This is a genomic window from Escherichia sp. XD33 (genome assembly GCF_019375075.1).
In the GTDB taxonomy this organism is placed as follows: Bacteria; Pseudomonadota; Gammaproteobacteria; order Enterobacterales; family Enterobacteriaceae; genus Enterobacter; species Enterobacter flexneri_A.
In genome coordinates this window covers 38,608-49,698 of record NZ_JAENDM010000033.1, presented here as the reverse complement: position 1 = coordinate 49,698, position 11,091 = coordinate 38,608, and the positions used below count along the sequence as shown (strand labels likewise).

Here is an 11,091-nt window from a genome sequence, read left to right as displayed (position 1 = left end):
AAATCAGCCACGAAGAGACGATTTTGGGCTGAAAATTGGAAAATTGAGCCACAGGACGTCGATAAAGGACGGTTTGGGGCGTCATATCGGGAGCTGCGGACCACTTAATCGCAACTTCCTTAAGGATCTCCGTGAGACTATAGAATGCCTGATGCGCTACGCTCATCAGGCATACAGGACTTCCGCCACTACATTAAGGAAAAGTTATGGTATCCGCACTCATCACCGTCGCCGTTATCGCCTGGTGTGCGCAACTGGCCTTAGGCGGCTGGCAAATTTCTCGTTTTAACCGTGCCTTCGACACACTATGCCAGCAAGGGCGGGTTGGCGTGGGCCGTTCCAGCGGGCGCTTTAAACCGCGGGTCGTGGTCGCCATCGCGCTGGACGATCAGCAGCGCATCGTCGACACCTTGTTTATGAAAGGACTGACCGTCTTCGCCCGACCGCAAAAAATTCCCGCAATTACCGGTATGCATGCGGGTGATTTACAGCCCGATGTGATCTTTCCCCATGATCCACTATCACAGAATGCTCTATCATTGGCGCTTAAACTGAAACGTGGATAATTTCGTTGTGAATGTTACTTGCTTGCGAAGTTATCATTTTGAAACCTAAATCAGGTAATCACGCCCATGAAACCTCGTCAGCGTCAGGCCGCCATTCTGGAGTATCTGCAAAAGCAGGGTAAATGCTCGGTTGAAGAATTGGCGCAATACTTTGACACCACAGGCACAACCATTCGCAAAGATCTGGTCATTCTGGAACATGCCGGAACCGTCATTCGTACTTATGGCGGAGTGGTGTTGAATAAAGAGGAATCCGATCCGCCTATCGATCATAAAACACTCATCAACACCCACAAGAAAGAGCTGATTGCAGAAGCTGCCGTTAGTTTTATCCATGATGGCGATTCGATCATTCTTGATGCTGGCAGTACCGTTTTGCAGATGGTTCCCCTGCTCTCGCGCTTTAATAACATCACGGTGATGACCAACAGCCTGCATATCGTCAATGCGCTATCCGAACTGGATAACGAACAAACTATCCTGATGCCAGGCGGAACGTTTCGCAAAAAATCGGCCTCATTTCACGGGCAACTGGCAGAGAATGCCTTCGAGCATTTCACCTTCGATAAATTGTTTATGGGCACCGACGGCATCGATCTCAATGCGGGCGTAACCACCTTTAACGAGGTTTATACCGTCAGTAAGGCAATGTGCAATGCCGCGCGCGAAGTGATTTTGATGGCGGACTCATCAAAGTTTGGCCGTAAAAGCCCCAACGTAGTTTGCAGTCTTGAAAGCGTCGATAAGCTGATTACCGACGCAGGTATCGATCCGGCGTTTCGTCAGGCGCTGGAAGAGAAAGGGATCGATGTGATCATAACCGGAGAGAGCAATGAGTGAAGCACTACTGAACGCGGGACGTCAGACGTTAATGCTGGAGTTGCAGGAAGCAAGCCGTTTACCGGAACGTCTGGGCGATGATTTTGTTCGCGCCGCCAATATCATCCTGCACTGTGAAGGCAAAGTGGTGGTTTCGGGAATTGGCAAATCGGGCCACATTGGTAAGAAAATCGCCGCAACGCTTGCCAGTACCGGCACTCCGGCTTTTTTTGTCCATCCGGCAGAAGCGCTGCACGGCGATCTGGGGATGATCGAAAGCCGCGATGTGATGCTGTTTATCTCTTACTCCGGTGGCGCGAAGGAACTGGATCTGATTATTCCGCGTCTGGAAGATAAATCTATCGCGCTGCTGGCGATGACCGGCAAACCGACGTCACCGCTGGGCCTGGCGGCAAAAGCGGTGCTGGATATCTCCGTAGAACGCGAAGCCTGCCCGATGCACCTTGCGCCGACCTCCAGCACCGTCAATACCCTGATGATGGGTGACGCGCTGGCGATGGCGGTCATGCAGGCGCGCGGATTTAATGAAGAAGATTTTGCCCGCTCCCACCCAGCCGGGGCACTGGGCGCTCGCTTGCTGAATAAAGTGCATCATCTGATGCGCCGTGACGATGCCATCCCACAGGTGGCGTTAACCGCCAGCGTGATGGATGCGATGCTGGAACTCAGCCGCACCGGTCTGGGGCTGGTGGCGGTATGTGACGCTCAACAACAGGTACAAGGCGTCTTTACCGACGGCGATTTACGTCGCTGGCTGGTTGGCGGCGGCGCACTCACCACGCCAGTCAATGAAGCGATGACGGTCGGCGGCACCACGTTGCAATCGCAAAGTCGCGCCATCGACGCCAAAGAGATCCTGATGAAGCGCAAAATCACTGCCGCACCGGTGGTGGATGAAAACGGCAAACTCACCGGCGCAATAAACCTGCAGGATTTCTATCAGGCCGGGATTATTTAATCCTTCAATCCCAGACGTTTCGCCAGCCGATGCAGGTTGGCGACGTCGGTTTCCAGCATCCGCGCGCAGGCAGCCCAGTTGTGATGATTTTGTGCCAGTGCCTGACGAATAGTTTCACGCTGGAACGCTTCTGTCGCTTCACGCAGGTTTTGCTTAACAACGGGCACCGCCGCCACTTCTGGCGGCGGCAACGTCACCTCAGGAAAAGCAAAATGTTGCGCCTCAAGAATCACTTCATCGCCGCTGCGGGTGGCTCTCGCCAGAACTACCGCCCGATGAATAGCATGTTCCAGTTCGCGCACGTTTCCCGGAAAACTGTAGTGTTGCAGTAAATTTCGCGCTCCGGCACTTAATACCACGCGGGAGAGCCCCTGCCGCAAACGACACTGCTCGCAGAAATACCCCGCCAGCAGAATGACATCATCGCCCCGCTCACGCAGCGGCGGCACCGAAAGTGGAAACACGCTCAGGCGATGAAACAAATCGGCGCGGAATCGCCCTGCCAGCACCTCTTCGCGTAAATCGCGGTTAGTCGCCGCCAGCACGCGCACATCGACCCGCAAACAACGGTCATCGCCAACGCGCTGAATATCGCCATACTGCAACACCCTCAGCAGCTTGGCCTGCAATGCCAACGACAACTCGCCGATCTCATCCAGAAACAGCGTGCCGTTATCCGCCATTTCAAACTTCCCGCTGCGATTACTGATAGCGCCAGTAAACGCTCCTTTCACATGCCCGAACAACTCACTTTCCGCCACACTTTCCGGCAGTGCAGCACAGTTGAGATAGACCAGCGGATTCACCGCCCGTGGCGAGGCTTCATGAATCGCTTTCGCCACCAGCTCCTTACCGGTTCCAGTCTCACCGCTGATCAGGACGTTGAGATCGGACGCCGCCACAATCTCAATCTCTTTTTTCAGTTGCGTCATGCCAGGGGACAAGCCAATCATCTGCGTCTGTTTCACCGCTTCAAACGGCGTGGCATCGCCTGGCAGCATATTCTGGCTTTCCAGTTGTTCAATCAGCAACGCATTGCTTAACGCTCCCGCCGCCAGCGCAGCAATCAGCCGTAGCTCTTCGTCGCTGAAAACATCGAACTGATCGGGCTGCATCCCGTCGAGCGTCAGTGCGCCGATCAGGTTTTGCCCGGCAAACAATGGCAGACCAACGCAGGCGTGAACCTTCAGACTCTCCTGCCCAGGAATCAAACCGTCATAGGGATCGGGCAATTCGCTGTCTGCGGGAAAGCGCACCACATCCCCGGCGCGGGCAATCGCTTCCAGCCGTGGATGCCCTTCCAGCGCAAAGCGTCTACCGAGTACATCCTTTGCCAGACCGTCGATGGCAAGCGGAATAAACTGCCGCGAATCGTAACGTAGCAACGCAGACGCATCGCACTCCAGCACCTGACGTAGCGTGGTGATCAGGCGCTGAAAACGATCCTGATGACCAATCCCACGCTGCAATTCGATGGCGATATTCGCCAGCACATCAACGGAAAAACTCATCTTTGCCTCACTGTCAATTTGACTATAGATATTGTCATATCGACCATTTGATTGATAGTCATTTTGACTACTCATTAATGAGCATAATTTTATTTATATAGTAAAAACAATCAGATAAAAAACTGGCACGTAATCTGCAATTAGCAAGACATCTTTTTAGAACACGCTGAATAAATTGAGGTTGCTATGTCTATTGTGGTGAAAAATAACATTCATTGGGTTGGTCAACGTGACTGGGAAGTGCGTGATTTTCACGGTACGGAATATAAAACGCTGCGCGGCAGCAGTTACAACAGCTACCTCATCCGCGAAGAAAAAAACGTGCTGATCGACACCGTCGACCATAAATTCAGCCGCGAATTTGTGCAGAACCTGCGTAATGAAATCGATCTGGCGGATATCGATTACATCGTGATTAACCATGCAGAAGAGGACCACGCCGGGGCGCTGACCGAACTGATGGCACAAATTCCCGATACGCCGATCTACTGTACAGCCAACGCTATCGACTCGATAAATGGTCATCACCATCATCCGGAGTGGAATTTTAATGTGGTGAAAACTGGCGACACGCTGGATATCGGCAACGGCAAACAGCTCATTTTTGTCGAAACACCAATGCTGCACTGGCCGGACAGCATGATGACTTACCTGACAGGCGACGCGGTGCTGTTCAGTAACGATGCTTTCGGTCAACACTACTGCGACGAGCATCTGTTCAACGATGAAGTGGATCAGACGGAGCTTTTCGAGCAGTGCCAGCGTTACTACGCCAATATCCTGACGCCGTTCAGCCGCCTGGTAACACCGAAAATTACCGAGATCCTGGGCTTTAACTTACCAGTCGATATGATAGCCACTTCCCACGGCGTGGTATGGCGCGATAACCCGACGCAAATTGTCGAGCTGTACCTGAAATGGGCGGCTGATTATCAGGAAGACAGAATCACCATTTTCTACGACACCATGTCGAATAACACCCGCATGATGGCTGACGCTATCGCCCAGGGGATTGCGGAAACCGACCCACGCGTGGCGGTGAAAATTTTCAACGTCGCCCGAAGCGATAAAAACGAAATCCTGACTAATGTCTTCCGCTCAAAAGGCGTGCTGGTCGGCACTTCGACGATGAATAACGTGATGATGCCGAAAATCGCCGGGCTGGTGGAGGAGATGACTGGTTTACGCTTCCGTAACAAACGCGCCAGTGCTTTCGGCTCTCACGGCTGGAGCGGCGGTGCGGTGGATCGTCTTTCCACGCGCCTGCAGGATGCGGGTTTCGAAATGTCGCTTAGCCTGAAAGCGAAATGGCGACCAGACCAGGACGCTCTGAAGTTATGCCGTGAACACGGTCGCGAAATCGCCCGTCAGTGGGCGCTCGCGCCGCTGCCGCAGAGCACGGTGAATACGGTAGTTAAAGAAGAAACCTCTGCCACCACGACGGCTGACCTCGGCCCACGGATGCAGTGCAGCGTCTGCCAGTGGATTTACGATCCGGCAAAAGGCGAGCCAATGCAGGACGTTGCGCCAGGAACGCCGTGGAGTGAAGTCCCGGATAACTTCCTCTGCCCGGAATGCTCCCTCGGCAAAGACGTCTTTGAAGAACTGGCATCGGAGGCAAAATGAGTAACGGCATTGTGATCATCGGTTCGGGCTTCGCCGCCCGCCAACTGGTGAAAAATATTCGCAAACAGGACGCCACTATTCCATTAACCCTGATTGCCGCCGACAGCATGGATGAGTACAACAAACCTGACCTCAGCCATGTTATCAGTCAGGGGCAACGTGCCGATGACCTTACCCGCCAGACGGCGGGTGAATTTGCCGAGCAGTTTAATCTGCACCTGTTTCCACAAACCTGGGTGACGGATATCGATGCCGAAGCCCGTGTGGTGAAAAGCCAGAATAATCAGTGGCAATACGACAAGCTAGTACTGGCAACCGGTGCCAGTGCCTTTGTCCCGCCTGTGCCTGGGCGTGAGTTAATGCTGACGTTAAATAGTCAGCAAGAGTATCGCGCCTGTGAAACGCAACTGCGGGATGCCCGACGCGTGTTGATTGTTGGCGGTGGTTTGATTGGTAGCGAACTGGCGATGGATTTTTGTCGTGCAGGCAAAGCGGTCACGCTAATCGACAACGCTGCCAGTATTCTGGCGTCGTTAATGCCACCGGAAGTAAGCAGCCGCTTGCAGCATCGGTTGACGGAGATGGGCGTTCATCTGCTGTTGAAATCTCAGTTACAGGGGCTGGAAAAAACGGATTCTGGCATTCAGGCAACGCTGGACCGCCAGCGCAATATCGAAGTGGATGCGGTAATTGCCGCCACCGGACTGCGCCCGGAAACCGCCCTGGCACGACGCGCCGGGCTGACGATTAATCGCGGCGTTTGCGTCGATAGTTATCTGCAAACCAGTAATACCGATATTTACGCGCTGGGCGATTGCGCGGAAATTAACGGTCAGGTATTGCCGTTCCTCCAGCCGATTCAACTTAGCGCGATGGTGCTGGCAAAAAATCTTCTCGGCAATAACACGCCGCTGAAACTCCCGGCGATGCTGGTGAAAATCAAAACGCCGGAATTACCGCTGCATCTGGCAGGCGAAACCCAGCGTCAGGATTTACGCTGGCAAATTAATACCGAACGCCAGGGAATGGTGGCGCGCGGCGTTGACGATGCTGACCAGCTTCGCGCCTTTGTGGTCAGTGAGGATCGGATGAAAGAGGCATTTGGATTGTTGAAAACATTGCCGATGTAGGTGGGCTACTGTGCCTAAAATGTCGGATGCGACGCTGGCGCGTCTTATCCGACCTACGGGGACGCATGTGTAGGCCGGATAAGGCGTTTACGCCGCATCCGGCAATGGTGTCCAAATGCAACACGTTTTATCCGTTCTGGACTTCACCCGCTAACCAACGCGCCGCAGCAATAACCCCCTGCCCCAGAGACAAACCGCCATCACCCGCCGGTAAACTCTGTGGAAAGAGCAATGTGAAATCAGCGAGATAATGCGCCAGACGTGCACGCAGCAAACGGTTATGAATAACCCCGCCGCTAAATACCAGCGTAGTGATACCACGCATCGTGGCCTGCTCACGCATCAACGCGGCAAAACCCTGCGCCAGCGCATCATGAAACGCCCACGCGCGTTGATTAACCGGTGCCTGCCAGTTCAGCCACTGCTGCCAGAAAGTGGCGAGATCCAGTTGATTGTCCACCCGCGGCATTGTCACCGGATGCGTCACTCCGTGGCATGAGGCTGCGAGCGCCTCCAGAGCACAAGCCGCTTCACCTTCATAACTTAACGTGGCTGGCGCACAGCCCAGTGCCGCCGCCACTGCATCGAAAAAACGCCCACACGATGACGCCAGCGGCGCGTTAATTCCACGCTCAATGGCCCGCGCCAGCACGCTCCAGTTTTGCTGTTGCACACTCGCTGTTTCGGGATAATTCTGCCACTCCGGCACAAAGCGCAGGCACTGCGCCAGCAGGTTTCGCCACGGCTGCTTCGCCGCCAAATCGCCACCAGCAAGCGCCACTGCAGGCAAGCCGCCCAGGTGCTCACATTCGCGATAGTTCACCCGCAGGCACTCGCCGCCCCACAAAGCGCCATTCTCCCCCATACCGATACCGTCGAGCGTCAAAGCAATGACATCACCGCCATCCAGCGGCCACTGATGCTCTGCCAGACACGCCGCTGCGTGGGCATGATGATGCAGCACCGTTTGCGTCGGCAGATTCATTTCGCGCGCCCACTGGCTGGAGACATAGCCCGGATGTGCGTCATGCACAACGTATTGCGGGGTGAAATCGTAGATGTTTTGCATCAGGCGTAACGCTTCGCGCCACTGCATCTGGATGCCATCGTCACTTAAATCGCCCAGATGCTGACTCAACACCGCTTGTTCACCGCGCACCAGGCAGAAGGTATTTTTCAGATCCGCGCCGAGACACAGCACAGGCGGAACATTTTTAAAGCCCGGAGGCAAAGCCAGCGCATCCGGCACATACCCCCGCGAACGGCGCAGCATTTCGCCGCTTTCGCGCACCACCGAATCATCCATCCGCTGCACGATGTCGCGGTTATGTATCAAAAATCCGTCGGCAATGCCCTGCAAATCCGCCAGCGCCTGTTCGTTGCTGATAGCTGGTGGTTTACCGCTCAGGTTGCCGGAGGTCATCACCAGCGGGCATTGCAGTTCCTGTAACAGCAAATGCTGGAGCGGGTTCGCAGGCAACATTACCCCGACTTCGTTAAGGTCAGGGGCGATATCATCACAAAGCTCAGGAACGTATTTTTTATCCACCAGCACAATCGGCGCGGCGGGCGTGGTAAGCAACTGGCGCGCAGCGTCTGGTAAACCGTCAGCCACTGGCAACATGACCGCCAGCGGTTTCGCCGGGCGATGTTTGCGCGCCCGAAGTGTCGCCACCGCGTTACTGTTACGTGCATCGCAGGCAAGATGAAATCCGCCAATCCCTTTGATGGCGACAATTTTGCCCATTTTTAACTGTGCGATAGCTGCCTGTAATGCCGCCTCTTGTTCCGCATGTTCACCATGACTTACCCATTCAAGATGCGGGCCACACTCCGGGCAGGCCACCGGCTGGGCGTGGAAGCGACGATCGAGCGGGTCACGGTACTCTTTGTCACAGGCCGGACATAGCGGAAACGCCGCCATCACGGTAAACGGGCGGTCGTAAGGCATGGCGCGAATAATGGTGAAACGCGGGCCGCAGTGGGTACAGTTGATAAACGGATAACGATAACGCCGTTCGCCTGGGGTATTCATTTCGGCAAGGCAAGCAGGGCAAGTAGCGGCATCGGGAACAATTTGCGTATTCATGGTGCCGCCTGTGCTCTGGCGTATAGTGAACTCGGTGGGCAGTTGTGACCAGATAAACGGCTCACGCTCGACGCTATCAATACGCGCCAGCGGCGGGCAGTGCTGATACAATTGAACAAGAAACGTTTCCGGGTCTTCCCGCAGCCGGACTTCTACGCCATCGCCGTCATTACAGACATCGCCGTGAAGATTTAATTGCTGTGCCAGCTGCCAGACAAACGGACGAAAACCGACGCCCTGCACTTTGCCACGAATACGCAGTTGGACACCGCAAGATGTGTTTTTTGCCATTGAGTTATTCCCGCCATCATGAATTGCGTAACCCGCCCTGCCGGACACGACAGCGTCGCATCCGGCAGTCACAGGTCGGCGATACCGCCCGCTCCGTATTCTACGAATATTTCCGGGAATTCCTTTGATGCCAGAACAGTTCTGTAAGATTTTTAGAACATCAGCGCCGTACGGCGGCGTTTTTCTGCGCTCAGTTGTTCAAGTTTATTACGATCGACACAAATCAGCGCATGAGTCGGGCAAGCCGCCATACACGCCGGGCCGTCTTCACGATGGTTGCACAGGTCGCATTTATTGGCTTCGGCTTTGTCAGCCCGTACATTCAGACCCGCGCCGCTGTTGCGGATCACCGGACGTACCACCACTTCCATCGCACCATACGGGCAAGCCACAACGCAGGTTTTGCAACCAATGCAACGTTCCTGCATCACATGAACAAACCCTTTATCACGGCTGATAGCACCATTCGGGCAGACGTTAGCGCACGGTGCATCTTCACACTGACGGCAAACTGTCGCCGTGGAAATGTTCACACCTTTAATGACATGGATACGCGGTAAAAAAGTTTCCGGGGTCAGCGATGCACAGTCCTGATTTTCCTGATGAGAAACCACGCACGCTACTTCACAGGTACGGCAACCAATACATTTACTCGCGTCAGCAATGATGAAACGGTTCATCAAATTCTCCAGCAATGACAGTTAATGCGCCGATACATTCACAAATCATGCCAGTTTTTAATTTACTGTTATTTAAGGAAATTAATTTCTGTAATGCAGGAAAAACGATGTCATCGACACTAGTGACGATGACATGTGATGACAATGTTTATCGCGAAGGAGCAATGAGTGAGTCGCGGCGGATCAGTTTTCCGCTGAAGGTTTTCGGCGGTGAGAAATCCCCGCCATCGAGCATAAAAATCAGCCGTCCAATAATTTCCTGAATCATCTCAGTCACCGGAATTTTTACGCTGGAGAGCGCCGGAACGGTGTAGGGGGCAATAGCGATATCATCGAATCCGATAACTGACACCTGCTCTGGCACCGCTACGCCGCGCTCGTGTAACGCTTTCATCGCACCTATCGCCATATCGTCGTTACTGGCAACTAACGCGCTAAATTTAGCCCCACGTTCGAGCAACATTTCTACCCCTTCGGCCCCGCTGGCAGGCGTCCATTTACCGTTAGCGATAAGTTTTTCATTGAGCGCAATACCATGCTGCGCCAGCGCGTCTTTATACCCGGCAAGACGTTCAATGCTGGTGGGGGAATCCATCGAGCCGGTAAGGAAAGCAATCTCCTGATGCCCGGCGTTTATCAACTCTGCCACGGCGTTAAAACTGGTCTGTTTATGATCGCACCAGACGCTATGGCTGCTGTTTTTGCGCAGGCGGCGATTAAGCACCATTATCGGCTGACTGTGCGCGTCAATGATGTCATCGATCTCATCCACGCTTAAAAAACGCGGGTAAATCATGATCGCGTCGCAGCGCAGATCCAGCAGATACTGAATCGCCTGGCGCTCTTCTTCTGCGCTGTGTTTACCATCTGCCAATAGCAACTGCCGCCCTTTCTCTTCCGCCATTCGCGCGGCATGAAAGAGTAATTCACTAAAATAAATGCCGTGGTAAAGCGTGTTGGTCACTACCAGCCCCAGCGTCTGAGTACTCTTCGCCGACAGATTGCGCGCCAGCAAGTTTGGACGGTAACCGCTCTCTTCTACCGCCTGAAACACGCGATCTTTAGTCTCCTGGCTGACGTAGCCATTACCTGAAAGCACGCGGGAAACGGTCGCTTTTGAAACCCCGGCGCGCTTCGCCACTTCCAGCATCGTCGTCATCATTTTCATCCCTTTACACGCAATCAACGCAGTGTACTGCACCGTTTGCCGATTGTCCTTGCACAATCGGCGGGAAAAATATTCAGGTGACCGGTTTCACAAATATAAAAAATGAACAATTCACTCTCTTGCTTATTTAGTGACAACTATTCATGATTTTGTGAAACCGGTTTCTTAATTCCGTTTCAGCATCGGCATTTTTCCGTCACGTCGACTGATAACAACTACATCTACCCTACTG

Annotated in this window: 9 protein-coding genes; 5 read left to right on the top strand and 4 right to left on the bottom strand. The window is 53.8% G+C overall.

Annotated features, from left to right (window positions below; all coding sequences use genetic code 11):
- Positions 1-206: 206 nt before the first annotated feature.
- From gutM to gutQ, 3 genes are all read left to right on the top strand, one after another.
- Complete coding sequence (gene gutM, locus K0778_RS17605) at positions 207-566, top strand: transcriptional regulator GutM (RefSeq protein WP_000252908.1); 360 nt, start codon at positions 207-209, stop codon at positions 564-566.
- Between the two features lie 66 nt (positions 567-632).
- The gene (gene srlR, locus K0778_RS17600) at positions 633-1,406 is read left to right on the top strand and encodes a glucitol operon DNA-binding transcriptional repressor SrlR (protein ID WP_000804550.1); all 774 of its coding nucleotides are present in this window, start codon (positions 633-635) and stop codon (positions 1,404-1,406) included.
- Complete coding sequence (gene gutQ, locus K0778_RS17595) at positions 1,399-2,364, top strand: arabinose-5-phosphate isomerase GutQ (RefSeq protein ID WP_001287420.1); 966 nt, start codon at positions 1,399-1,401, stop codon at positions 2,362-2,364. The genes srlR and gutQ overlap by 8 nt, the downstream gene beginning before the upstream one ends.
- Here gutQ and norR read toward each other — a convergent pair.
- Complete coding sequence (norR, locus tag K0778_RS17590; protein ID WP_000010746.1) at positions 2,361-3,875, bottom strand: nitric oxide reductase transcriptional regulator NorR; 1,515 nt, start codon at positions 3,873-3,875, stop codon at positions 2,361-2,363. The two genes, gutQ and norR, sit on opposite strands and share 4 nt — an antisense overlap.
- 186 nt (positions 3,876-4,061) lie before the next feature.
- Here norR and norV point away from each other — a divergent pair, with 186 nt between their 5' ends.
- Complete coding sequence (gene norV / locus K0778_RS17585; protein ID WP_000029634.1) at positions 4,062-5,501, top strand: anaerobic nitric oxide reductase flavorubredoxin; 1,440 nt, start codon at positions 4,062-4,064, stop codon at positions 5,499-5,501.
- On the top strand, positions 5,498-6,631 hold the full coding sequence (gene norW / locus K0778_RS17580) for an NADH:flavorubredoxin reductase NorW (protein ID WP_000064752.1): 1,134 nt from the start codon (positions 5,498-5,500) through the stop codon (positions 6,629-6,631). Before norV ends, norW begins: the two co-directional genes overlap by 4 nt.
- Before the next feature lie 127 nt (positions 6,632-6,758).
- Here the strand turns inward: norW and hypF are convergent, their stop codons facing one another.
- From hypF to ascG, 3 genes are all read right to left on the bottom strand, one after another.
- Complete coding sequence (gene hypF / locus K0778_RS17575) at positions 6,759-9,011, bottom strand: carbamoyltransferase HypF (RefSeq protein ID WP_001107701.1); 2,253 nt, start codon at positions 9,009-9,011, stop codon at positions 6,759-6,761.
- Between the two features lie 152 nt (positions 9,012-9,163).
- The gene (hydN, locus tag K0778_RS17570) at positions 9,164-9,691 is read right to left on the bottom strand and encodes an electron transport protein HydN (protein ID WP_001078777.1); all 528 of its coding nucleotides are present in this window, start codon (positions 9,689-9,691) and stop codon (positions 9,164-9,166) included.
- 148 nt (positions 9,692-9,839) lie between these two features.
- Entirely contained in the window at positions 9,840-10,850 is a 1,011-nt protein-coding gene (gene ascG / locus K0778_RS17565) for a DNA-binding transcriptional regulator AscG (protein ID WP_001394680.1), read from the bottom strand.
- Positions 10,851-11,091 lie beyond the last annotated feature (241 nt).